This window comes from Streptococcus sp. oral taxon 431, from assembly GCF_023115445.1.
Classification (GTDB): domain Bacteria; phylum Bacillota; class Bacilli; order Lactobacillales; family Streptococcaceae; genus Streptococcus.
On the sequence record NZ_JALDUI010000013.1, the window covers coordinates 1 to 25,684 of the forward strand.

14 protein-coding genes and 1 tRNA gene are annotated in these 25,684 nt (G+C 41.1%); 12 read left to right on the forward strand and 3 right to left on the reverse strand.

The annotated features are described in order from the left end of the window. Positions 1–240: 240 nt before the first annotated feature. Together M1R56_RS07275 and M1R56_RS07280 are read right to left on the reverse strand one after the other, a co-directional pair. Positions 241–1,800, reverse strand: coding sequence for an ATP-binding cassette domain-containing protein (locus M1R56_RS07275; RefSeq protein WP_248035383.1), 1,560 nt, complete (start codon positions 1,798–1,800; stop codon positions 241–243). 344 nt (positions 1,801–2,144) lie between these two features. Next, entirely contained in the window at positions 2,145–2,474 is a 330-nt protein-coding gene (locus M1R56_RS07280) for a helicase BlpT (RefSeq protein ID WP_248035385.1), read from the reverse strand. A gap of 169 nt (positions 2,475–2,643) precedes the next feature. On the opposite strand from M1R56_RS07280, the gene M1R56_RS07285 reads away from it, so the two are divergent. The 7 genes from M1R56_RS07285 to M1R56_RS07315 all read left to right on the forward strand — a co-directional run bounded on the left by M1R56_RS07285 (position 2,644) and on the right by M1R56_RS07315 (position 12,026). Further along, entirely contained in the window at positions 2,644–3,186 is a 543-nt protein-coding gene (locus M1R56_RS07285) for a DUF177 domain-containing protein (RefSeq protein ID WP_248035388.1), read from the forward strand. Then, positions 3,187–3,816 (forward strand): endonuclease III, encoded by a 630-nt coding sequence (nth, locus tag M1R56_RS07290; RefSeq protein WP_248035390.1) that lies wholly within the window; start codon positions 3,187–3,189, stop codon positions 3,814–3,816. It abuts the gene before it with no gap. Positions 3,817–4,024: 208 nt separating this feature from the next. Then, complete coding sequence (pyrR, locus tag M1R56_RS07295) at positions 4,025–4,546, forward strand: bifunctional pyr operon transcriptional regulator/uracil phosphoribosyltransferase PyrR (protein WP_049549150.1); 522 nt, start codon at positions 4,025–4,027, stop codon at positions 4,544–4,546. Positions 4,547–4,565: 19 nt separating this feature from the next. After that, positions 4,566–5,489 (forward strand): aspartate carbamoyltransferase catalytic subunit, encoded by a 924-nt coding sequence (locus M1R56_RS07300; RefSeq protein ID WP_248035392.1) that lies wholly within the window; start codon positions 4,566–4,568, stop codon positions 5,487–5,489. A 49-nt stretch (positions 5,490–5,538) separates the two neighbouring features. Beyond that, entirely contained in the window at positions 5,539–6,618 is a 1,080-nt protein-coding gene (locus M1R56_RS07305) for a carbamoyl phosphate synthase small subunit (RefSeq protein ID WP_248035394.1), read from the forward strand. A 448-nt stretch (positions 6,619–7,066) separates the two neighbouring features. Next, positions 7,067–10,243: a carbamoyl-phosphate synthase large subunit gene (carB, locus tag M1R56_RS07310; protein WP_248035395.1), complete on the forward strand. Its 3,177-nt coding sequence runs from the start codon at positions 7,067–7,069 to the stop codon at positions 10,241–10,243. A 448-nt stretch (positions 10,244–10,691) separates the two neighbouring features. After that, positions 10,692–12,026, forward strand: a complete 1,335-nt coding sequence (locus M1R56_RS07315) for an Nramp family divalent metal transporter (protein ID WP_248035396.1) — start codon at positions 10,692–10,694, stop codon at positions 12,024–12,026. Between the two features lie 128 nt (positions 12,027–12,154). Here M1R56_RS07315 and M1R56_RS07320 read toward each other — a convergent pair. Further along, positions 12,155–12,242: transfer RNA gene (locus tag M1R56_RS07320), tRNA-Ser, on the reverse strand. 161 nt (positions 12,243–12,403) lie between these two features. Between M1R56_RS07320 and M1R56_RS07325 the strand changes: the two genes are divergently transcribed. The 5 genes from M1R56_RS07325 (at position 12,404) to M1R56_RS07345 (ending at position 25,609) form a co-directional block, all read left to right on the forward strand. Next, entirely contained in the window at positions 12,404–13,144 is a 741-nt protein-coding gene (locus tag M1R56_RS07325) for a DeoR/GlpR family DNA-binding transcription regulator (protein ID WP_049532557.1), read from the forward strand. Further along, positions 13,141–14,052, forward strand: a complete 912-nt coding sequence (gene pfkB, locus M1R56_RS07330) for a 1-phosphofructokinase (protein ID WP_248035397.1) — start codon at positions 13,141–13,143, stop codon at positions 14,050–14,052. The genes M1R56_RS07325 and pfkB overlap by 4 nt, the downstream gene beginning before the upstream one ends. Then, positions 14,049–16,004 carry a fructose-specific PTS transporter subunit EIIC gene (locus M1R56_RS07335; RefSeq protein WP_248035398.1) on the forward strand — a complete coding sequence of 652 codons (1,956 nt, stop codon included), beginning with the start codon at positions 14,049–14,051 and terminating at the stop codon, positions 16,002–16,004. Before pfkB ends, M1R56_RS07335 begins: the two co-directional genes overlap by 4 nt. Positions 16,005–16,093: 89 nt before the next feature. Continuing rightward, a complete protein-coding gene (locus M1R56_RS07340) occupies positions 16,094–18,424 on the forward strand; it encodes a DNA translocase FtsK (RefSeq protein WP_348982770.1) in 2,331 nt (776 codons plus the stop codon). A 330-nt stretch (positions 18,425–18,754) separates the two neighbouring features. Then, complete coding sequence (locus M1R56_RS07345; protein ID WP_248035399.1) at positions 18,755–25,609, forward strand: SpGH101 family endo-alpha-N-acetylgalactosaminidase; 6,855 nt, start codon at positions 18,755–18,757, stop codon at positions 25,607–25,609. Positions 25,610–25,684 lie beyond the last annotated feature (75 nt).

Consider the following 25,684-nt stretch of genomic DNA (forward strand, 5'->3'; position numbering starts at 1 on the left):
TCCTTAGTTTGACTATGGAATTCAAACTACTTTTCATCAAATACCTTGATATACTTGACAAATGGTAGAAAAGGACTCAGTCCTGTGCAATACAGAACTAAATCCTTTGGATAAATTAATTGTCTAACTTTTTGGGGTCAGTACAGAAAAACCTTGATAGTATGCGTTTTATTGTGGGAAGATTTACTTGATTTTCTGCTGAAATTTAGTTTTTGCCCAGCCACTTGCTATTTGCTACATTTATAAATCCTGTAAATCAACTACTTTTAAACCATGCTCTGTCAAACTATAAATACTGGTACAGACTTCTTTTAAGAAACGTCGATCATGTGAAACAGTGACCAGACCACCAGGATAATTGGCAAAGAGTTTTCTGATTTCGGGTTGAGAAGTTGGAGAAAAGTTTCGTGTGGGTTCATCCAGAAGGAGAAAGTTTGGTTTGCGCAAGACTAAATCCAAAAGTAGGAGTTTACCCTGTTGCCCGCCAGATAAGGAGCAAATTTGATGCTGCATTTCTGGATAACTGAAATTGAGACTGGCTAAGTGAGATTGGATTTTCTGCAGTTCCTCTTTTTCCCCAGTTTTGCTGAGATAGGCTATTGGGGATAAATCCAATTGCAATGTTTCTTGGTAATTTTGTGGCATAAATCCAAGTGAAATCTCACTTTTGTCACTTAGTAGTTGTTGTAACTTGCCTAACAGAGTCGATTTGCCAACTCCATTGGAACCGATGATGCCGATTTTTTCTTGACCACGGATAGTTAATTGTAGCCCTTGAGCCAAAACACGTTCACCAATGGACAAACTTTCCTTTTCCAGTCGAACTAAGACTTTAGAAGCTGCTAATGGCTCTATATCTGAAAAGAAAAGTTGGATTTGTTCCTCTTCAAATGGCTTTTGGGTCATGGACTGAGCTGCTTTTTCGTAGCGTTTTTCTTGAGAAAGAACATTTTTCATCTTTTTAGCTAATAGGCGACCAGCAACATCATTTTTAGTATTTCTCAAGGCAGTTTCGACATTTTGCTTGACTCTGCGATGTTTTTCCATAGTTTTGCTATAGGCTCTTTGGTCGTTGGCAGCTTGCTGGCTTTGTCTGGCAAAGTTAGCCTTCCTTTGGGCACTATAGCGATCATAGTCTAAGTGCTCGACTAGGGTTTCAGCTTCCTTTCGATGTTTGACTAGTCGCAAGTGGATAATGGTGTCTGCCGTTTGAGAGAGGAAGTCTTCATCATGAGAAATGAAAATAACGGTTTGCCTCATCTTCTGAATCTGACTTTTTAGCCAATCAATCGTCTCAAGATCTAGGTCATTTGAAGGTTCATCTAAAAATAAAATCTCAAAGGGTTTGGCAAATTCATGGATGAGCTGAATTTTCAAAGCTTCACCACCCGAGAGACTACCAATTTCTTGATCACTTGCAAAACGACTGCTGTCAAAGTGTAATTCATCAGACAAGCGATAGAGAAGGCTGTAGTCCAAATCTGTAGACTCTAAAAAGAAGTAGTCCTGCAGAGATTTTTTTTTCAGTTCTTCAGGGAGATGTTGGGGAATGTAGGTCAGGGACTGAAGGTCAGACTGGATGTCGCCCTTGATAGTAAAATCAGGCAAAGCTTCCCCCATTAAAGCTCGTAGTAAGGTTGATTTTCCATTTCCTTCTTCGCCTATAATAGCGACCTTTTCTCCGTCTTGGATGGTAATGTTTAAATCGGAAACAAGGTCTCTTAAATCTTTGTTTTGTGTGATGGTCAGATGATTGATTTTTATCATATTATTGTCCTTTCTAGAATGTTCATATTGCATAACAAAAAGCTCTACTTTACCTAGTAGAGCCAATGTCTATGTCAAAAAAACTCTATTAATACTCTTCGAAAATCAAATTCAAACCACGTCAGCGTCGCCTTACCGTACTCAAGTACAGCTTGCGGCTAGCTTCCTAGTTTGCTCTTTGATTTTCATTGAGTATAAAATGCCAGAAAAAGAGCATAAAAGAGCACACAAAAAGAGACAGAAACAAGATCTACTAAATAAAGGTTCTTTATTTGATAGACTTAGTTGTTCATGTCTCCCTTACCTCCGAAAATTATTATGTTTATTTTATACCTTTTGGAACACTTTGTCAAAAGAAATGAGAAATTCAAATCTTTCTAGAAACCAAAAACAGGTCCATAGAGTGTCAAAACGTGTTTGACTTGATCGTAGTGGAATTTGTCATAGTTTCGCCAAGCTGTGCGAGCTTCTTCATTGAGTTTAAGGGTGCCAAGTCCAATCAAGAGACTGGTATGTTGGTAAAATTTCTCAAGATCAACTAAGATAGAGTTATCTAGTTTCTTTGTCTTTTTAAGTTGTCTGAGTAGCTCGTCAATATTTTGCTGCAAGCACAGATCATCAGGCAATCCTTGTTTGCAAGTCTGGTAAGCTTTGTTTAACTCGGAAATGAGTTGATAAGCTTCTAAGATTAGTTCTTTATCTTCCATATGAGCGTCCTCCTTTGCTCATGTATTGATGTCTATAGTATAGCACCAAAAACAAAAAATGTCATAGTAAATATATCAAAAAATAGTGAAAAATATTTAAAATGTTTAGATACCTTGTTTGAACTTTTTTCATGGTATAATCAAGATAGTAAATCTTTATGGAGGAAGTATGAAATTAAATATTCAAGAAATTCGTAAGCAGCCTGAAGGTTTGCACTTTGAGCAGACTTTAGACTTAGCAGCTGACTTGCGTGCCCGTAATCAAGAAATTATAGATGTAAAAGATATTGTCGCTATTGGAAAAGTTCAGTACGAAGACCGTATGTTTTTCCTAGATTATCAGTTGTCTTATACAATCGTTTTAGCCTCTAGCCGTAGCATGGAACCTGTAGAATTGAAAGAGTCTTATCCAGTGACAGAAGTCTTTATGGAAGGTGCTACCAATCAACTGGACCAAGAAGTTCTAGATGATGACTTGGTCTTGCCTATTGAAAATGGAGAAATCGACCTGGCTGAAAGTGTTTCAGATAATATCTTGCTCAATATTCCAATCAAGGTCTTAACAGCTGAGGAAGAAGCAGGTCAGGGATTTGTATCTGGAAATGACTGGCAAATCATGTCTGAGGAAGAGTATCAAGCCCAACAAGCAGTCAAGAAAGAAGAAAATAGTCCTTTTGCAGGTTTGCAAGGACTGTTTGACGGAGACGAATAGATGGTTTTATCCAAGAAACGTGCCCGTCATGTCATTGAGGAAATCATTGCTCTTTTTCCAGATGCGAAACCAAGTCTAGATTTTCGCAATCATTTTGAACTTCTGGTTGCTGTTATGCTGTCTGCTCAGACGACAGATGCGGCAGTCAACAAGGCTACACCTGGCCTTTTTGCAGCTTTTCCAACCCCACAAACCATGGCAGATGCAAGTGAGAGTGAGATTGCCTCGTATATTTCTCGCCTAGGCCTTTATCGCAATAAGGCTAAATTCCTCAAAAAATGTTCCCAACAACTCCTGGATGATTTTGACGGTCATGTCCCTCAGACTAGGGAAGAATTAGAGAGTTTGGCAGGAGTTGGTCGTAAAACAGCCAACGTAGTTTTGAGCGTAGGCTTCGGTATTCCGGCCTTTGCAGTTGATACTCACGTAGAGCGAATCTGTAAACACCACGATATTGTTAAAAAATCAGCTACACCCCTTGAGGTCGAAAAACGTGTCATGGATGTTTTGCCACCAGAAGAATGGCTTGCAGCCCATCAGGCTATGATTTACTTTGGTCGTGCTATCTGTCATCCGAAAAATCCAGAATGCGATCACTATCCACAGTTGTACGATTTTAGTTCGTTATAAAATTGATTTCTTGTGTTTTTTCTTGCATCGATTCCTGGTTTGTGTTATAGTAGTACCAATCAAATATTCCTTTAATCCTGTCCCGTGAGGCAGGCAAGGAGCTGAATCAAGTAGAAGGGTGGAGTCTCTGCTGTTTTGGTAGGGCTAGCTTAACTATACATTCTGAAGTCTCCTTGTTTAAGGAGACTTTTCTTTTTGGAGGTTTGTCATGAAGACAAAAGAAGTTGTAGACGAATTGACCGTCAAGCGAGCGATTACTCGAATTACCTATGAGATTATCGAGCGAAATAAAGATTTGAACAAGATTGTACTGGCTGGGATAAAAACACGCGGTGTCTTCATTGCCCACCGTATCCAAGAGCGATTGGAACAGTTGGAATCTATCTCAGTGCCAGTCGTTGAGTTAGATACCAAACCATTCCGTGACGATGTCAAAAGCGGTGAAGATACTTCTATAATTTCTGTTGATGTAACAGAACGTGAGGTCATCTTGGTGGACGATGTGCTTTACACAGGTCGGACCATCCGAGCAGCTATTGACAACATCGTAAGCCATGGTCGTCCTTCTCGTGTGAGTTTAGCTGTTCTAGTTGACCGCGGGCATAGAGAATTACCGATTCGTCCAGACTATGTAGGGAAAAATATCCCAACCAGTCGTTCAGAAGAAATCATCGTAGAGATGACTGAACTAGATGGACAAGATCGTGTTCTTATTACCGAAGAAGCTTAGATATCCAAAGGAGTTAGCCATGTCAGAAAATCAACAAGCCATTCAACATGTAGTCTCAATGGAAGACCTTACTGTAGAACAAGTCATGAAATTGATTAAACGCGGGATCGAATTTAAAAATGGAGCAAAGGCTTCTTATGAAGACCAACACATCGTCTCTAATCTCTTCTTTGAGAGTTCGACTCGTACCCACAAATCTTTTGAAGTAGCAGAGATTAAACTGGGCCTTCACCTACTGGACTTCGATGTGAAAACAAGTTCAGTCAACAAGGGTGAAACACTCTACGATACAATTTTGACCTTGTCAGCCTTGGGAGTAGATGCCTGTGTCATCCGACACCCAGAGGTAGATTACTACAGAGAGTTGATCGATAGTCCGACGATTACGACTTCGATTATCAATGGTGGGGATGGTTCGGGTCAACACCCAAGCCAAAGCTTGCTTGATTTAATGACGATTTATGAAGAATTTGGACACTTCGAAGGACTCAAGGTAGCCATTGCTGGTGACCTTGACCATTCGCGTGTGGCTAAATCCAATATGCAAATCTTAAAACGCTTAGGAGCAGAACTCTACTTTGCTGGACCTGAGGAATGGAGAAGTCAAGAGTTTGCAGACTATGGACAGTTTGTAAGCATTGATGAAATCATTGACCAAGTTGATGTGATGATGTTTCTCCGTGTTCAGCATGAGCGTCATGAAAGTGGAACAGTCTTTTCAAAAGAGGGCTATCATGCTCAGCATGGTTTGACTCAAGAACGTTACGATCGCTTGAAAGATAAAGCTATTCTGATGCATCCTGCTCCTGTAAATCGCGATGTTGAAATTGCTGATCACTTGGTTGAAGCTCCAAAATCACGGATTGTTCAACAGATGACTAACGGTGTCTTTGTCAGAATGGCAATCTTGGAATCCGTATTGGCATACAGAAAAGCAAATTAAGACACAAAACGTTAAAAGATGCCTGAGAGCATCCACGAGAGGTGAATTTATGACTAAACGACTTCTAGTTTTAGAAGATGGAACAATTTTTGAAGGTAAAGCCTTTGGGGCTGATATTGATGTAACTGGTGAAATCGTCTTTAATACTGGGATGACCGGTTATCAAGAATCCATTACGGATCAGTCTTATAATGGGCAAATTCTAACTTTTACCTATCCCTTGGTTGGAAATTATGGAATTAACCGTGATGACTACGAGTCTATCAGTCCAACCTGTAAAGGTGTAGTGGTATTTGAAGAAGCTCGTAGAGCCAGCAACTGGCGCAACCAGATGACGCTGGATGAATTTTTGAAATCTAAGAAAATCCCTGGTATTTCAGGTATTGATACACGTGCTTTGACAAAAATCATTCGCAAACATGGAACTATGAGAGCGACTCTGACACATGTGGGAGATAGTATCGATCACATCACAGATCAGCTTCAAGCAACTGTTTTACCAATAGATAATATCAAACAGGTTTCTACAAAAACTGCTTACCCAGCTCCAGGAGTAGGTTTAAGTGTGGTACTTGTAGACTTTGGTCTCAAGCATTCAATCTTAAGAGAGTTGTCTAAGAGAGATTGTAATGTAACGGTCGTTCCTTATACTACAACAGCAGAGGAAATCCTTCACTTAAATCCAGACGGAGTTATGTTGTCAAATGGACCGGGAAATCCAGCAGATGTACCAGAAGCACTCGATATGATTCGTGGTATTCTCGGGAAAATTCCAATCTTTGGTATTTGTATGGGGCACCAGCTCTTTGCAATGGCAAATGGTGCCAAGACCTATAAGATGAAATTTGGTCACCGTGGATTTAACCATGCTGTACGCGAAATTGCAACAGGGCGCGTGGATTTCACTAGTCAAAACCATGGATATGCAGTGAGTCGTGAAGATTTTCCAGACCATTTGATGATTACTCATGAAGAAATCAATGACAAGTCAGTTGAAGGTGTACGTCACAGATACCAACCAGGTTTCTCTGTGCAATTCCACCCAGATGCTGCACCAGGTCCGCACGATGCAAGTTATCTATTTGACGAGTTCATCGAAATGATGGAAGCCTTCAAACAAGCAAACTAAAGACGAGTGTGAAATCGTCGGAGACTTTATGTAACTGAACACGGACGGAAAGCTCGGAATTTAGAGAACCCAACTCGGATTGTCAATCCTTCCTTGGTTTCCTAAAATCCAATCACTTTCTATTCGTCCTTTGTATCTTATTTAATGTCGCTCAGTGAGGCGACGAATAGAAAGGCAGGTCGTTTCTTTTAGTCGCTATTAGGCGAACTAAAAACTCCCTGCACTAGATTTTTTATCGAAAAAAATCGTTTCGCTAAAAAATCGTCGGAGAATTTATTTAATGGCAACCAGAGAGTTGCCGAATAGAAAGGAGAAGGGTGTTCCGTATTTGCTGAATTGAATACGGGCTACGGACGGTGCTAAAAAGATAGTTATTCCTAGAACTGACGGTTCTTCGTCATAACTCCTATTTTAGCTTTGTCCGCTTGACGCCCTTAATATCTTGTAAATGCCTAAACGTACTGATATTCAAAAAATTATGGTGATTGGTTCTGGTCCGATTATTATTGGTCAGGCTGCTGAGTTTGACTATGCTGGAACCCAGGCCTGCTTGTCTTTGAAAGAAGAGGGGTATGAGGTTGTCTTGGTTAACTCAAATCCTGCAACCATTATGACGGATAAAGAGATTGCAGACAAGGTCTACATCGAACCGATTACACTTGAGTTTGTAACGCGTATTCTCCGTAAGGAACGTCCAGATGCCTTGCTTCCAACACTTGGAGGTCAAACAGGGCTTAATATGGCAATGGAGTTGTCTAAAAATGGTATTCTTGATGAATTGGGAGTAGAACTTCTCGGGACTAAATTGTCTGCTATCGACCAAGCAGAGGACCGCGATCTCTTTAAACAATTGATGGAAGAACTCAAGCAACCAATTCCAGAATCAGAAATTGTCAACACAGTGGAAGAAGCCGTTGCCTTTGCAGCAACTATTGGTTACCCAGTTATTGTCCGCCCAGCCTTCACTCTCGGTGGTACTGGTGGTGGTATGTGTGCCAACGAGGAAGAATTGCGTGAAATCGCTGAAAATGGTTTGAAGTTGTCACCTGTTACCCAGTGTTTGATTGAGCGTTCGATTGCTGGTTTTAAGGAAATCGAATACGAAGTCATGCGTGACTCAGCTGACAATGCCCTTGTTGTTTGTAACATGGAAAACTTTGACCCCGTTGGGATTCACACAGGGGACTCTATTGTATTTGCCCCAGCGCAGACTATGTCAGACTATGAAAACCAAATGCTTCGTGATGCTAGTTTGAGCATTATCCGCGCTCTCAAGATTGAAGGCGGATGTAACGTTCAGCTTGCGCTTGATCCACACAGTTTTAAGTACTATGTTATCGAAGTAAATCCTCGTGTATCTCGTTCGTCAGCCCTTGCTTCCAAGGCGACAGGTTATCCAATCGCTAAATTGGCGGCTAAGATTGCTGTAGGGTTGACCTTAGATGAAGTTATTAACCCAGTTACAGGTTCAACTTATGCCATGTTTGAGCCAGCCCTTGACTACGTGGTTGCCAAAATTCCGCGCTTCCCATTTGACAAGTTTGAAAAGGGTGAACGCCGTCTTGGTACTCAGATGAAGGCGACTGGAGAAGTTATGGCCATTGGTCGTAACATTGAAGAATCCCTTCTCAAGGCCTGTCGCTCACTAGAAATCGGTGTTCACCACAATGAAATTCCAGAACTGGCAGAGATTTCAGATGATGCCTTGATTGAAAAAGTTGTTAAGGCTCAAGATGACCGTCTCTTTTACGTATCAGAAGCCATCAGACGTGGTTATACAATAGAGGAAATTGCTGAACTCACAAAAATTGATATCTTCTATCTTGATAAACTTTTGCATATCTTTGAAATTGAGCAAGAATTGGGCTCACATCCACAAGATCTTGAAGTTTTGAAAACTGCAAAACTCAATGGTTTTTCAGACCGTAAGATTGCTGAACTATGGGAAACGACAGCTGACCAAGTTCGCCAGATTCGTTTGGAAAACAAGATTGTCCCAGTTTACAAGATGGTTGACACTTGTGCGGCAGAGTTTGAATCAGAAACTCCGTACTTCTACTCAACATATGGATGGGAAAACGAATCTATCAAGTCTGAAAAGGAATCTGTACTGGTCCTAGGTTCTGGTCCAATCCGTATTGGTCAAGGGGTTGAGTTTGACTACGCGACTGTTCACTCTGTTAAGGCGATTCAAGCTGCTGGCTACGAAGCCATCATCATGAACTCAAACCCAGAGACAGTTTCAACCGACTTCTCTGTATCGGATAAACTTTACTTTGAGCCATTGACATTTGAAGATGTCATGAATGTGATTGACCTTGAGCAACCAAGAGGCGTTATCGTTCAGTTTGGTGGTCAAACAGCTATTAACCTTGCTGAGCCATTAGCAAAAGCTGGTGTAACTATCCTTGGTACGCAGGTTGCTGACCTAGACCGTGCCGAAGACCGTGATCTCTTTGAGCAAGCTCTCAAAGACTTGGATATTCCACAGCCACCTGGGCAAACAGCAACAAACGAAGAAGAAGCAGTGCTTGCAGCTCGCAAGATTGGTTTCCCAGTCCTCGTTCGTCCTTCTTATGTCTTGGGTGGACGTGCTATGGAAATTGTAGAAAACGAAGAAGACCTTCGTTCTTACATGCGTACAGCCGTTAAAGCAAGTCCAGACCATCCAGTTCTTGTCGACTCTTATATCGTTGGACAAGAATGTGAAGTTGATGCTATCTCAGATGGACAAAATGTCCTTATCCCTGGTATCATGGAGCATATCGAACGTGCTGGTGTCCACTCAGGTGACTCCATGGCTGTTTATCCTCCACAAACCTTGTCTCAAAAAGTGCAAGAAACGATTGCAGACTACACAAAACGCCTAGCAATCGGCCTTAACTGTCTTGGTATGATGAACATTCAGTTTGTCATCAAGGATGAGAAAGTCTATGTTATTGAGGTCAATCCACGTGCCAGCCGTACTGTTCCATTCCTATCAAAAGTAACCAATATCCCGATGGCTCAGGTTGCAACTAAGTTGATTCTTGGTCAAAGTCTTGAAGAACTTGGTTACCAAGATGGACTTTACCCAGAAAGCAGTCGTGTTCATATCAAGGCGCCTGTCTTCTCCTTCACTAAGCTCGCGAAAGTAGACAGCTTACTCGGTCCTGAAATGAAGTCAACAGGAGAAGTTATGGGTTCTGATACAACTCTAGAAAAAGCGCTCTACAAGGCTTTTGAAGCTTCTTATCTTCACTTGCCAACCTTTGGGAATGTTGTCTTTACTATCGCTGACGATGCCAAGGAAGAAGCTTTGGATTTGGCTCGTCGTTTCCAAAATATTGGCTACGGAATCCTTGCTACTGAAGGAACAGCAGCTTTCTTTGCAAATCATGGCTTGAAGGCTCAACCTGTAGGTAAGATAGGTGACGATGAACACGATATCCCAAGCTTTGTCCGTAAAGGGAAAATTCAAGCCATTATCAACACGGTTGGTACCAAGAGAACTGCTGATGAAGATGGTGAACAAATCCGCCGTTCAGCCATTGAACACGGGGTGCCCCTCTTCACAGCCCTAGATACAGCTAACGCCATGCTCAAAGTATTGGAAAGCCGTAGTTTTGTCACAGAAGCAATTTAGTTTCTTGTAAATGATCTAAGTAGCTTTTTATCCAGCGTCAGAAGGCGCTGGTTTTTACTTTTTTATAGAGAAATCGAGTTAGAAAAAATAGTTACAGTTCACTATTAAATGTCAAAGTTTATCAATAGATTTATCATTATCGTTAATGAGTAGACTTATTCTGACTTTCCCTAAAATTTTGTTGAATTTTCTTAAGTTTTTATCATATTTTTTATAATTAAGGTGCCTTAAGAAAAATAATGAAAAAACTAAATGTTTTTCATATAGTTTTCATTTTTTGTGTTATAATTAAGGTGCCTTAAGAAAAATATTAAGGTGCCTTAAGAAAAATAATGAAAAAACTAAATGTTTTTCATATAGTTTTCATTGTTTTAATAGTTTAAAGTCAATCTTATTTTTCTCTAATAGAAAATAATGAAAAAGTAGGTTTAGAAAGAGGTAAGTATCTATGTCTTCTCATAAAAAAGTGTCACTCTCTGAGATTAATCAATCTATCGATACTCCAAATAACAATCATTTCTGGCAAAATTTAAAGGCCTTTTTAGGTCCGGGTGCTCTTGTCGCAGTTGGTTATATGGATCCAGGAAACTGGATTACCAGTGTAGTCGGTGGTGCTTCCTATAAGTATAGTCTCTTGTTTGTTATCTTGATTTCATCTCTCATTGCCATGCAACTTCAGCAGATGGCAGGAAAGCTTGGTATTGTAACCCATATGGACCTGGCTCAAGCAACGGCTCATCATTCACCTAAATGGCTTCGTTATAGTCTATGGGTGATTTTAGAATTAGCCTTGATGGCGACAGATCTGGCAGAAGTTCTAGGTTCAGCGATTGCTCTCAATCTTCTCTTTAAGATTCCGATTATGATAGCCATCCTTTTGACGGTTCTAGATGTCTTTCTCTTATTGCTTTTGATGAAATTTGGCTTTAAGAAGATAGAAGCAATCGTGACCACGCTAATTTTAACAATCTTAGCAATCTTTACTTACCTAGTAGCTTTGTCACATCCAAGCTTCCAAGGAATCGTTGAAGGTTATCTGCCAAGTGCAACCTTATTTGAGAGTCCTCTACCTGGGTATGAAAGTCAATTAACCTTGGCGTTAGGTATCGTGGGTGCGACAGTGATGCCCCACAACCTCTATTTACACTCTTCCTTGTCTCAAACTCGGAAAATCAATCACAAGGACAAGAATGATGTTCGAAAAGCCGTACGCTTTATGACCTGGGATTCAAATCTCCAATTATCCTTGGCCTTTGTGGTTAACTCCCTTCTATTAATTCTCGGGGCGGCTCTCTTTTTCGGCCATGCATCTGAGATTTCTGCCTTCTCTCAAATGTATAATGCCTTGCAGGATTCTACTATTGCAGGAGCTATAGCAAGCTCAACTTTATCAACCTTGTTTGCTTTGGCTCTCTTAGCCAGTGGTCAAAATTCTACCATTACGGGTACCTTGACAGGACAAATCGTTATGGAAGGTTTCTTGCATATGCGATTGCCTCAGTGGTTCATTCGTTTGGCGACTCGTCTCTTTGCCTTACTGCCTGTTATGATAGTAGCGGTTCTGTTTGGTCATCAAGAAAAAACCTTGGATCAGTTATTGGTTTATTCACAGGTCTTTCTTTCAATCGCTCTTCCATTTTCAATCTTCCCTTTGATTTATCTCACTTCAAAAAAATCACTGATGGGAGAATTTACCAATGCCAAGTGGAATACTATCCTTGGTTATATTGTTTCCATTATCTTAACTGTCCTCAATGTGAAATTGCTATTTGATATTTTTTAAGACCTTGTAATATGAAGTAGAAAAAATCACCCGAGAGTTAACTCTTGGGTGATTTTTTGCAATTCAAATCTTTGATAGACGAAAATTATTATAAAAAGCTACATCAAGATGCAGCCACACTATAGCAACGGAAGACATGGGATTCGAACCCACGCACGCTTTCACACGCCTACCGCGTTTCCAACACGGCCTCTTAAGCCTCTTGAGTAATCTTCCAATACTTACTAAAATAGTTTATCATAAAGGGATTTATCTTGCAAATAAAATTCAAACAATTGGCAAAATGATAGAAAATGAAAGAAAGTGATAAAAAGTGCTTGACTTTGATTTTTTTTGTGGTAGAATGATTATTGTAATCGTTAACAGGAGGTGAGTAAGTGCTAAAAACCGAGAGAAAAAAATTGATTTTAGAGGAGCTGGGCAAACATAAAGTCGTTTCTCTAGAGAAATTAGTAGGTTTGTTAGACACGTCAGAATCAACGGTTAGACGAGATTTAGATGAATTGGAATCGGAAAATAAACTTCGCCGAGTTCATGGAGGAGCAGAGTTGCCTCACTCCTTGCAAGAAGAAGAAACCATTCAAGAAAAATCTGTCAAAAACCTTCAAGAGAAAAAATTGATTGCGCAAAAGGCAGCTTCCCTCATCAAAGAAAAAGATGTTATCTTTGTGGATGCAGGAAGTACGACAGCCTTTCTTATTAAGGAATTGGAGCGAAAAGACATTACTGTAGTAACCAACTCCATTCACCATGCGGTTCAATTAGTGGATAAGCAAATCCCAACGGTGATTATTGGCGGTGGAGTTAAGATGACAACTGATGCCAGCATCGGAGGAGTAGCTCTTAACCAGATTAACCAGCTTCACTTTGACCGTGCCTTTATCGGAATGAACGGTGTGGATGATGGTTATTATACAACTCCAGATATGGAGGAGGGAGCGGTTAAGCGAGCTATTTTAGAAAATGCCAAACAAACCTATATTTTGGCTGATTCATCTAAGATTGGTCAGTCTTGTTTCGCTAAGGTCGCCCCTATAAAACGAGCTATTGTCATTACAAGCAAGGGTCACGAACTCTTGCCAGCTATCAAAGAAAAAACGGAGGTTATCGAAGTATGATTTATACAGTCACGCTAAATCCATCTATTGACTATATTGTCCGTCTGGATAAAGTGGAAGTTGGTAGTGTTAATCGTATGGATAGTGATGATAAGTTTGCTGGTGGTAAGGGAATCAATGTTAGCCGTGTCTTGAAACGCTTGGATATTCCAAATACAGCGACTGGATTTATCGGAGGTTTTACTGGTAAATTTATCACAGATACTTTAGCTGAAGAACAAATTGAAACGCGATTTGTTCAAGTAGCAGAAGATACGCGTATCAACGTCAAGATTAAAGCGGATCAAGAAACAGAAATCAATGGAACGGGTCCAACTGTTGAACCAGCTCAGCTAGAAGAATTAAAAGCTATTCTTTCAAGTCTAACAGCGGAAGATACAGTTGTCTTTGCTGGTTCAAGTGCTAAAAACTTAGGCAATGTTATCTATAAGGAATTGATTGCCTTGACACGTCAGACGGGTGCTCAAGTGGTCTGTGACTTTGAAGGTCAGACCTTGATTGATAGTTTGGATTATCAACCACTTTTGGTCAAACCAAACAATCATGAACTTGGAGCTATCTTTGGAGTCAAGCTCGAAAGTTTAGATGAGATTGAAAAATACGCTCGAGAGTTGCTGGCTAAAGGTGCTCAAAACGTTATCATCTCTATGGCTGGTGACGGTGCCCTTCTGGTAACATCCGAGGGAGCCTACTTTGCTAAGCCAATCAAGGGAACAGTGAAAAACTCAGTGGGAGCTGGTGACTCAATGGTTGCTGGATTTACTGGTGAGTTTGTCAAATCAAAAGACGCAGTAGAAGCCTTTAAGTGGGGAGTAGCTTGCGGGACAGCAACTACATTCTCAGATGACTTGGCGACTGCAGCATTTATTAAAGAAACTTATGAAAAAGTTGAGGTAGAAAAAAGATGAAAATTCAGGATTTATTGAGAAAAGATGTTATGTTGCTAGATTTGCAAGCAACTGAAAAAACAGCAGCTATCGAAGAAATGATTCATAGCTTGGTAGAGCACGGATACGTGACAGATTTTGAGACTTTTAAAGAAGGAATCTTGGCGCGTGAAGCTTTGACTTCTACAGGCTTGGGTGATGGTATCGCTATGCCACACAGCAAAAATGCTGCTGTTAAGGAAGCAACTGTTCTCTTTGCTAAGTCAAATAAGGGTGTTGACTACGAAAGTTTAGATGGACAACCAACTGATCTCTTCTTTATGATTGCTGCTCCAGAAGGTGCCAATGATACTCACTTGGCTGCCTTGGCAGAATTGTCTCAATACTTGATGAAAGACGGCTTTGCTGACAAACTTCGCCAAGCAACATCAGCTGATCAAGTCATTGAACTCTTTGACCAAGCTTCAGAAAAAGCTCAAGAACCAGTTCAAGCTCCTGCAAATGAATCTGGTGACTTTATCGTAGCAGTTACAGCGTGTACAACAGGGATTGCCCACACATACATGGCCCAAGAAGCTCTTCAAAAAGTGGCTGCGGAAATGGGTGTCGGTATCAAGGTTGAAACCAATGGTGCTAGCGGTGTTGGCAACAAATTGACATCAGAAGATATTCGTAAGGCTAAAGCTGTCATCATCGCTGCAGATAAAGCAGTTGAAATGGATCGTTTTGATGGCAAACCATTGGTCAATCGTCCAGTTGCAGACGGTATCCGTAAAACTGAAGAATTGATTAACCTTGCTCTTTCTGGCAATGCTGAAGTCTACCGAGCTGCTAACGGAGCACAAGCTTCAACAGCGTCTAACGAAAAACAAAGTCTAGGTGGTGCCTTCTACAAACACTTGATGAGTGGTGTATCACAAATGTTGCCATTCGTTATTGGTGGTGGTATCATGATTGCCCTCGCCTTCTTGATTGATGGTGCTTTTGGGGTTCCAAATGAGAGCCTTGGAAATCTTGGATCATACCATGAACTCGCTTCTATGTTCATGAAAATTGGTGGTTCAGCCTTCGGTTTGATGCTTCCAGTATTTGCTGGATATGTTGCTTACTCAATCGCTGAAAAACCAGGTTTGGTAGCCGGTTTCGTAGCTGGAGCTATCGCTAAAGAAGGTTTTGCCTTTGGTAAAATCCCTTACGCTCAAGGAGGTGAAGCAACTTCAGCCCTTGCAGGTGTATCATCAGGTTTCCTTGGAGCCCTTGTTGGTGGATTTATCGCAGGAGCTTTGGTACTCTTGGTTAAGAAATATGTGAAGGTTCCTCGCTCGCTTGAAGGTGCTAAATCAATCCTTCTCTTGCCACTTCTTGGAACAGTCTTGACAGGATTTGTCATGCTTGCTGTTAACATCCCAATGGCAGCAATCAACACTGCTATGAACGACTTCCTTGGCGGTCTTGGAGGCGGATCAGCTGTCCTCCTTGGTATCGTTCTTGGAGGTATGATGGCTGTCGATATGGGTGGACCTGTCAATAAAGCAGCTTATGTTTTTGGTACTGGTACTCTTGCAGCAACAGTGTCAACAGGTGGTTCAGTAGCGATGGCAGCGGTTATGGCTGGCGGAATGGTTCCACCACTTGCAATCTTTGTCGCAACACTTCTCTTCAAAGATAAATTTACTAAAGAAGAACGCAACTCAGGTTTGACTAACATCGTTATGGGCTTGTCATTCATCACTGAAGGTGCGATTCCATTTGGTGCAGCTGACCCAGCTCGTGCTATCCCAAGCTTTATCCTTGGTTCAGCAGTGGCAGGTGGACTTGTTGGTCTTGCAGGTATCAAACTCATGGCACCTCACGGAGGAATCTTCGTTATCGCCCTTACAACAAATGCCCTTCTTTACCTTGTCTTTGTCTTGATTGGAGCACTTGTTAGTGGTGTCGTTTACGGTTATCTTCGTAAACCATTAGAAAAATAATTACAAATACATTCAAATGACTGAACACGAAAGTGGGCAGTCATTTTTTGATTTCTCTAGATGTTTCTGAAATATGGTATAATAGAAGAATGGCAAACAAGAATACAAGTAAAACAAGACGGAGACCGTCAAAAGCTGAATTAGAAAGAAAGCAAGCTATCCAAAGGATGTTAATTTCTTTAGTCATAGCTTTTTGCTTAATGTTCGCTGCTCTGAGATTAGGAGCAGTTGGACTCACGCTCTATAACCTTATTCGATTACTAGTAGGAAGTCTGGCCTATCTGGTCATTTTTGTCGTTCTAGTCTATCTTTTTTTCTTCAAATGGATTCGGAAGCAAGAAGGTCTGATCTCAGGTTTTCTTTGCATTTTTTCAGGCTTATTGCTGATTTTTGAAGCTTATCTAGTATGGAAATATGGCATCGAGCAGTCTGTCTTAAAGGGAACTTTAGCCCAAGTTTTGACAGATTTGACAGGTTTTCGTGTGACTAGCTTTGCTGGAGGAGGGCTTCTAGGTGTTGCTCTTTATATTCCAGTCGCCTTTCTCTTTTCAAATATTGGTACTTACTTTATCGGAGCTATCTTAATCTTGATCGGTGCTCTTCTAGTTAGTCCCTGGTCTGTCTATGATGTCGCTGATTTCCTTGGAGCACGTTTTGCCCTTTGGATGGAGCGACGCGAGCAGAAGAAACAGGAACGTTTTATCAAACGAGAAGAAGAAAAAGCTCGTAAGGAAGCAGAGGAACAGGAAAGACTAGAAAAAGAACAAGCAGAGCAAGCCTTATTGGATATACCTCCTGTTGATATGGAAACTGGCGAGATTTTAGAAGCTCCTCCTGTTCACTTTGATGATTTACCACCCCTTCCAGAGGAAGAATGGATAGAACCTGAAATTATTCTCCCTCAAGCAGACTATGATCTTCCTAGTGAAGTTGATTTTCCAGAGGAAGATGAGTTCTTAGAGGATGAAGATGTTGAGGTAGATTTTTCTGCTAAAAAAGCTTTGGAATACAAACTTCCAAGCTTGCAACTCTTTGCACCCGATAAGCCAAAAGACCAGTCCAAGGAAAAGAAAATCGTTCGCGAGAATATCAAGATTTTGGAAGAAACCTTTGCAAGTTTTGGTATCAAGGTAACGGTTGAACGCGCTGAAATTGGCCCATCAGTAACCAAGTACGAAGTCAAGCCAGCAGTTGGTGTTCGTGTCAATCGTATTTCCAATCTAGCAGACGACTTGGCTCTGGCCTTGGCTGCTAAAGATGTCCGTATCGAAGCTCCAATTCCAGGGAAATCCTTAGTCGGGATTGAAGTGCCTAACTCAGAGATTGCGACAGTCTCCTTCCGAGAGCTCTGGGAACAATCGCAAACTAAACCTGAAAATCTGCTAGAAATTCCCCTTGGGAAAGCAGTTAACGGAACAGCTCGTAGTTTTGACCTAGCCAAAATGCCTCACTTGCTAGTGGCTGGTTCGACAGGTTCTGGTAAATCTGTTGCAGTCAATGGTATCATTGCAAGTATTCTCATGAAGGCGCGTCCAGACCAAGTCAAGTTTATGATGGTGGATCCGAAGATGGTTGAGTTGTCAGTCTATAATGATATTCCACACCTTTTGATTCCAGTTGTGACCAATCCTCGTAAGGCCAGCAAGGCCCTTCAAAAAGTCGTGGATGAGATGGAAAATCGTTATGAACTCTTTGCAAAAATTGGCGTTCGTAATATTGCTGGTTTTAATGCTAAGGTGGAGGAGTTCAACGCTCAATCTGAGTATAAACAAGTACCTCTTCCTTTGATCGTTGTGATTGTCGATGAGTTAGCTGACCTCATGATGGTAGCTAGCAAGGAAGTAGAAGATGCTATTATCCGTCTTGGGCAGAAGGCGCGTGCAGCTGGTATTCATATGATCCTTGCTACGCAGCGTCCTTCAGTGGATGTTATTTCTGGTCTGATTAAGGCCAATGTGCCGTCACGTGTAGCCTTTGCTGTATCTTCTGGAACGGATTCTCGTACGATTTTGGATGAAAATGGTGCTGAGAAATTGCTTGGTCGAGGGGATATGCTCTTCAAGCCAATCGATGAAAATCACCCTGTTCGTCTGCAAGGCTCCTTTATCTCTGATGATGATGTTGAGCGTATTGTTAGTTTTATCAAGGCTCAAGCAGATGCTGATTATGATGAAAGCTTTGATCCCGGAGAGGTTTCTGAGACAGAAGGTGAGTCTGGCACAGGAGATGAAGGTGGAGATCCACTATTTGAAGAAGCTAAGGCTCTGGTCATTGAAACTCAAAAAGCGAGCGCATCCATGATTCAACGTAGATTATCAGTTGGTTTTAACCGAGCAACTCGCTTGATGGAAGAATTAGAGATGGCTGGGGTTATTGGTCCAGCAGAAGGAACCAAACCACGAAAGGTTTTACAACAATAAAAAACGTAAAAATAGTATAAAAATGCATGGAAACTTTATTGAAAAGTTAGTCAAAATTGGTCTAACTTTTTAGATAGAGTTTCTTTTTTAATAGCGATTTCTTTAGAAATAAGGCCATCTGAAAATCGTTTCAGACTTGCCCAATAATTGGATTTTACTTTTACTAGTTTTACCTATTAAACTATTGATTTTTCAAACTGTTTTTGATATATTAAATTGGTATAGAAAAAATTATATGTTTATCCAGAAGTGTTTAAAAATTGAGGAGGATATTTTTTTAAAATAAAATGCAAACGCTTACTTGGTAAACTGAAAGGAACAAAAAAACCGATGGATAAAGGATTATTTGAAAAACGTTGCAAATATAGTATTCGGAAATTTTCATTAGGAGTTGCTTCTGTTATGATTGGTGCAGCTTTCTTTGGAACTAGCACTGTTCTCGCAGATTCTGCACAAACAGGTTCAACAGCGAATATGCCAGCTGATTTGGCGGCAGCTCTTGCCAATGCTAAAGAGGATGATGGGCATGACTTTGAAGCGCCAAAACCTGGTGAAGATCAGGGTTCTCCTGAAGTAACTGAAGGACCAAAGACTGAAGAAGAATTGCTGGCAACAGAAACTGCAACTGCAACAAGCTCAGCAGCTTCAGATACTCTTCCTGAAGAACTACGTGGAAAACTTGATAAGGCTGAAGAAAATGGCCGCACTGCCTCAAAAGAAGAACTAGAAAAAGAAGATAAAAGCTTAGTTCCAGAAGAAGTAGCTAAAACAAAAAATGGAGAATTAAACTACGGTGCGACTGTCGAAATTAAAAGCTCTGCTGGGCTCGGTAGTGGTATCGTTATCGGGGAAAATCTCGTTTTGTCTGTTTCTCATAACTTTATCAAAGATGTTCCAGATGGCAATAATCGTAAAGTAGCTGATAATGTTGAAAGTGATGACGATGTTTATACAGTTTCTTACAAAGGGGCACCGGACGTCAAATTCAGTAAGAATGATGTGAAACACTGGGATCGTGAAGGTTTCCTAAAAGGTTATAAAAATGACTTAGCCATTGTCAAACTTCGCAGTCCACTTGCAAATGCTCCAGTTGAAGTTTTGGATAAACCATCTACAATTAAGGTGGGAGATAAGGTGCATGTTTTTGGTTATCCAAAAGGCGAGCTCGATCCAATCCTTAATACCACTGTTGAAGCTATTAACAATCACGGAGAAGGTGTTCGTGGCATTAGCTATCAAGGAAGTGAACCTGGTGCCAGCGGTGGTGGAATTTTCGATGAAAATGGGAAATTGATTGGTATTCATCAAAATGGTGTATCTGGTAAACGTAGTGGAGGTATTCTCTTCTCACCTGCTCAGCTAGAGTGGATTCAAAACTACATCAAGGGTATTGAAACAACGAAACCAGCTGGTCTAGATGCTTTGGATAAGCAAGTAGAAGATAAAGAAGAAAAACCAAAAGAGGATAAACCTAAGGAAGATAAGCCAAAAGAAGAAACACCAGCAGAAAATAAACCTGCTGAAAACAAGCCAGCTGAAAATAAACCAGCTGAGAATAAACCAGCTGAGAATAAACCGACTGAATCAAAAGAAGTTACTCCAGAATGGAAAACAGTTGAAAATAAAGACCAACAGGGAACAGTAACAATCCGTGAAGAAAATGGAGTTCGTTACAACCAACTAGCTTCAACTGCTCAAAATGACAATGGTAAGAAACCAGCCTTGTTTGAAAAAGCTGGTTTGACAGTCGATGCTAATGGAAATGCTACAGTTGATTTGACCTTTAAAGAAGAATCTGAAACAGGTAAATCACGCTTTGGTGTCTTCATGAAATTCAAAGACACTGATAACAACGTTTTTGTAGGTTACGACCAAGGTGGATGGTTCTGGGAATACAAGTCAAATGGAAGTGGACTTTGGTACCAAGGTGGACGTGTTGCAGCTCCAGTAAATGGTTCTGTCAACCACTTGACCATCAGCCTTAAATCAGATGGACAGCTCAATGCAACTAACAACGATGTCAAACTTTTTGACACACTTACCTTACCATCTGCTGTAAATGACAAGCTCAAAGATGAGAAGAAAATCGTTCTTAAGGCTGGAAGCTATAGCAGTGAGAGAACCATTGTCAATGTCAAAACGGATGACCAAGAAGGCGTGAAAAACGACCAAGAGGCTGCTGAAAAAGAAAAAGGTGATACAGTAGACGATAGCAAAGTCAAATATGACACGATCGAATCTACAGTATTGAAAGCAGTCATCGACCAAGCCTTCCCACGTATTAAAGAGTACGTCCTAAATGGCAACAAGCTTCCAGGTCAAGTGCAACCGATTAATCAAGTTGTGATTAACAAGCACGCTGTGACTCCTGAAGTTACTTATAAGAAGATTAATGCAACGACTGCCGAGTATGAAATGAAACTCCGTGATGAGGAAAACCTCATCAATGCAGATATGACCGTTCGTTTGCAAGTGGTGGACAATCAACTTCACTTTGATGTAACTAAGATTGTCAACCATAACCAAGTAACACCAGGACAGAAGATTGATGATGAACGCAAACTACTTTCTTCAATCAGCTTCCTAGGAAATGCCTTGGTATCTGTATCAAGCGACCAAGCAGGAGCTAAGTTTGATGGGGCAACCATGTCAAACAACACTCACGTAAGTGGTGACGACCATATCGAAGTAACAAATCCAATGAAAGATTTGGCAAAAGGTTACATGTATGGATTTGTTTCAACAGACAAGCTTGCAGCAGGTGTATGGAGCAACTCACAAAATAGCTATGGTGGTGGTTCTTACGACTGGACACGTTTGACAGCTTATAAGAATACGATTGGCAATGCTAACTACGTGGAAATTCATAGTTCTGAATGGCAATGGGAAAAAGCCCACAACGGAGTTGTCTTCCCAGCATACACTCAAGAACTTCCAAGTGCAAAAGTTGTCATCACGGAAGATGCCAATGCTGACCATAAGGTTGACTGGCAAGATGGTGCGATTGCTTACCGCAGTATCATGAACAACCCTCAAGGTTGGGAAAAAGTTAAAGACATTACAGCTTACCGTATCGCTATGAACTTTGGTTCACAAGCGCAAAACCCATTCCTCATGACCTTGGATGGTATCAAGAAGATCAACCTCCACACCGATGGTCTTGGTCAAGGTGTACTTCTTAAGGGATACGGAAGTGAAGGTCATGACTCTGGACACTTGAACTATGCTGATATTGGTAAACGTATTGGTGGTGTCGAAGACTTCAAGGCTTTGATTGAGAAAGCGAAGAAATATGGAGCTCATCTAGGTATTCACGTTAACGCTTCTGAAACTTATCCTGAGTCTAAATACTTTAACGAAAATATTCTTCGTAAGAATCCAGATGGAAGCTACAGCTATGGTTGGAACTGGCTTGACCAAGGTATTAATATCGATGCAGCTTATGACTTGGCTCATGGACGTTTAGCGCGTTGGGAAGAGTTGAAGAAGGAATTGGGTGAAGGTTTAGACTTCATCTATGTCGACGTATGGGGTAACGGTCAATCAGGTGACAACGGTGCCTGGGCAACTCACGTTATTGCGAAAGAAATTAACAAACAGGGTTGGCGTTTTGCTATTGAGTGGGGCCATGGTGGTGAATATGATTCTACCTTCCAACACTGGGCAGCTGACTTGACCTACGGTGGCTATACAAATAAAGGTATTAACAGTGCCATCACTCGCTTTATCCGTAACCACCAAAAAGATTCTTGGGTTGGTGACTACAGAAGTTATGGTGGTGCAGCTGACTACCCACTTCTAGGCGGTTATAGCATGAAGGACTTTGAAGGATGGCAAGGACGTAGTGACTATAACGGTTATGTAACAAACTTGTTTGCTCATGATGTTATGACTAAGTACTTCCAACACTTCACAGTCAGCAAATGGGAAAATGGCAAACCAGTAACCATGTCTGACAATGGTAGTACCTATAAATGGACTCCAGAAATGAAAGTCGAGTTGGTCGATGCTGCAAATAACAAGGTTGTTGTAACTCGTAAATCCAATGATGTCAACAGTCCACAATATCGTGAACGGACAGTTACGCTCAATGGTCGTGTGATCCAAGATGGTTCAGCCTACTTGACACCTTGGAACTGGGATGCAAATGGTAATAAACTTGAAAGTGACAAGGAAAAAATGTACTACTTCAATACTGAAGCAGGTGCAACAACTTGGACACTTCCTAGCGACTGGGCAAATGGTAAAGTTTACCTTTATAAACTAACTGACCAAGGTAAGACTGAGGAAAAAGAAGTTGCCGTGAAAGATGGTAAGATTACCCTTGACCTCACTGCAAATCAACCTTATGTTCTCTATCGTTCTAAACAAACAAATCCAGAAATGTCATGGAGTGAAGGAATGCACATCTATGACCAAGGATTTAACAGTGAATCTTTGGATCATTGGAAGATTTCGGGAGATGCTTCTAAGGCTGAAATCGTGAAGTCTCAAGGTGCAAACCAAATGCTCCGCATCCAAGGCAATAAAGAAAAAGTTAGTCTCACTCAAAAATTGACTGGCTTGAAGCCAAATACTAAATACGCAGTCTATGTCGGTGTAGACAACCGTAGTAATGCTAAAGCAAGTATTACCGTTAATACTGGTGAAAAAGAAGTAACCAACTACACCAACAAGTCACTAGCTCTTAACTATGTAAAAGCCTATGCTCACAATACTCGTCGAAGTAATGCAACAGTTGATAACACAAGTTACTTCCAAAATATGTATGCTTTCTTCACAACAGGTTCAGATGTATCAAATGTAACCTTGACCTTGAGTCGTGAAGCAGGCGATGAAGCAACTTACTTTGATGAAATCCGTACTTTTGAAAATGAATCAAATATGTACGGGGATGGTCACGATACTGCAACAGGCGTCTTCAAACAAGACTTTGAAAATGTTGGTCAAGGTATCTTCCCATTTGTCATCGGTGGTATCGAAGGTGTTGAAGACAACCGTACTCACTTGTCTGAAAAACATGGACCATACACACAACGTGATTGGAATGGCAAGAAAGTTGATGACGTTATCGAAGGAAATTGGTCACTCAAGACAAATGGTCTCGTAAGTCGTCGTAACTTGGTTTACCAAACAATTCCACAAAACTTCCGCTTTGAAGCAGGCAAGACCTACCGTATTACATTTGACTATGAAGCTGGATCTGACAATACTTACGCCTTTGTAGTCGGTAAGGGAGAATTCCAATCTGGACAAGCAGGTAATTTGGAAGTGCATGAATTGCCAAATACTTGGACAGATTCTAAGAAAGCGAAACGTGCAACCTTCCTAGTAACAGGTGCAGAAACTGGCGATACATGGGTAGGTATCTACTCTACAGGTAATGCAAGCAACACTCGCGGAGACTCTGGTGGTAATGCTAACTTCCGTGGCTACAATGACTTCATCATGGACAGACTTCAAATCGAAGAAATTGTCTTGACTGGTAAGATGATGACAGAAAATGCTGTCAAGAACTATCTTCCAACTGTTGCTATGACCAACTACACTAAAGAAACAATGGATGCTTTGAAAGAAGCTGTCTTCAACCTCAGTCAAGCAGATGATGATATCAGTGTAGAAGAAGCTAAGTCTGAAATTGCTAAGGTCAATGCTCTTAAAGACGCTTTAGTGATGAAGAAAACAGCTCTTGTAGCAGATGACTTTGCAAGTCTTACAGCTCCTGCTCAGGCTCAAGAAGGTCTTGAAAATGCCTTTGATGGCAACGTGTCAAGTCTATGGCATACATCATGGAGCGGAGGAGATGTTGGTAAACCTGCAACTATGGTTTTGAAGGAACCAACTGAAATTACTGGCTTCCGTTACGTTCCACGTGGTTCAGGATCAAATGGTAACTTGAGAGATGTCACTCTTGTGGTTACTGATGAAACAGGTAAGGAACATACCTTCAATGCAACCAATTGGGCTGATAACAATAAGCCAAAAGATATCGACTTTGGCAAGACTATCAAAGCTAAGAAGATTGTCCTAACAGGAACAAGAACTTACGGAGATGGTGGCAATAGATATCAATCTGCTGCAGAATTGATCTTCGCTCGTCCACAAGTTGCTGAAACTGGTCTTGATACTACAGCTTATGAAGCAGCCTTGGCTAAAGCTCAAAAATTGACTGATAAGAGCAATCAAGAGGAAGTAGCAAGTGTTGTTGCCAGCATGAAATTTGCAACAGATAATCATCTCTTGACAAATAGAATGCTTGAATACTTTGCAGATTATCTCGACCAATTGAAAGACCAAACACCTACTCCAACTCCAGATCCAGAACCAACTCCAAAACCTAAACCTGAAACTCCAACTTCAAGCAAGGGTGACGAAGTTGCGCCAGTTGTTGACCTTCCAGAATTCACAGGTGGTGTAAATGGTGTTGAAGCCGCAATCCATGAAGTTCCAGAGTACACAGAACCAATCGGTACAGCAGGTGATGAAGCAGCCCCAGTTGTAGAGGTTCCAGAATACACTGGCGTTCTTGGCACAGCAGGCGATGAAGCAGCCCCAGTTGTAGAGGTTCCAGAATACACTGGAGTTCTTGGCACAGCAGGCGATGAAGCAGCCCCAGTTGTAGAGGTTCCAGAATACACTGGCGTTCTTGGCACAGCGGGCGATGAAGCAGCCCCAGTTGTAGAGGTTCCAGAATACACTGGAGTTCTTGGCACAGCAGGCGATGAAGCAGCGCCAGTTGTAGAACTTCCAGAGTATACAGGAGTAGTTGGAACGGCAGGAGAAGAAGTAGCTGTAAATGAAGTTCCAGAATTCAAGGGTGGAGTTAACGCAGCAGAAGCAGCTGTGAGCCAAGCACCAGAATTCACAGGTGGTGTAAATGGTACCGAATCCGCAATTCATGAAGTACCAGAGTTTACCGGAGGTGTGAATGGAAGTGATGGCGCAATCCATGAAATTCCAGAATACAAAGGCCAAATTGGTACAGTAGGTAACCAACCTGCCCCTGTAGTGGAAAAACCAGAGTATCGAGAAGATTTAGTAGAGAATAAAGATACATCTAAAGAGTCACATTCAAATGTTCTTCCAAATACGGGTGAATATAATTCTGAAACAGCTCTCTTCATCGCTAGTGTCAGCATGGCAGTTTCAGCAGCACTCTTAGCTGTCAAAAGAAAAGAAGATTAAAATACAAAAAAGTTTTCAATAAAAGAGAGCTTAGACTCCACAATCATTGTCGTGGAGAAAAAGAAAACCCAGAGA

Coding starts and splice junctions, on each gene's coding strand:
- M1R56_RS07275 (WP_248035383.1), bottom strand. CDS start 1,800: ATGCAATATGAACATTCTAGAAAGGACAATAATATGATAAAAATCAAT.
- M1R56_RS07280 (WP_248035385.1), bottom strand. CDS start 2,474: ATGGAAGATAAAGAACTAATCTTAGAAGCTTATCAACTCATTTCCGAG.
- M1R56_RS07285 (WP_248035388.1), top strand. CDS start 2,644: ATGAAATTAAATATTCAAGAAATTCGTAAGCAGCCTGAAGGTTTGCAC.
- nth (WP_248035390.1), top strand. CDS start 3,187: ATGGTTTTATCCAAGAAACGTGCCCGTCATGTCATTGAGGAAATCATT.
- pyrR (WP_049549150.1), top strand. CDS start 4,025: ATGAAGACAAAAGAAGTTGTAGACGAATTGACCGTCAAGCGAGCGATT.
- M1R56_RS07300 (WP_248035392.1), top strand. CDS start 4,566: ATGTCAGAAAATCAACAAGCCATTCAACATGTAGTCTCAATGGAAGAC.
- M1R56_RS07305 (WP_248035394.1), top strand. CDS start 5,539: ATGACTAAACGACTTCTAGTTTTAGAAGATGGAACAATTTTTGAAGGT.
- carB (WP_248035395.1), top strand. CDS start 7,067: ATGCCTAAACGTACTGATATTCAAAAAATTATGGTGATTGGTTCTGGT.
- M1R56_RS07315 (WP_248035396.1), top strand. CDS start 10,692: ATGTCTTCTCATAAAAAAGTGTCACTCTCTGAGATTAATCAATCTATC.
- pfkB (WP_248035397.1), top strand. CDS start 13,141: ATGATTTATACAGTCACGCTAAATCCATCTATTGACTATATTGTCCGT.
- M1R56_RS07335 (WP_248035398.1), top strand. CDS start 14,049: ATGAAAATTCAGGATTTATTGAGAAAAGATGTTATGTTGCTAGATTTG.
- M1R56_RS07340 (WP_348982770.1), top strand. CDS start 16,094: ATGGCAAACAAGAATACAAGTAAAACAAGACGGAGACCGTCAAAAGCT.
- M1R56_RS07345 (WP_248035399.1), top strand. CDS start 18,755: ATGGATAAAGGATTATTTGAAAAACGTTGCAAATATAGTATTCGGAAA.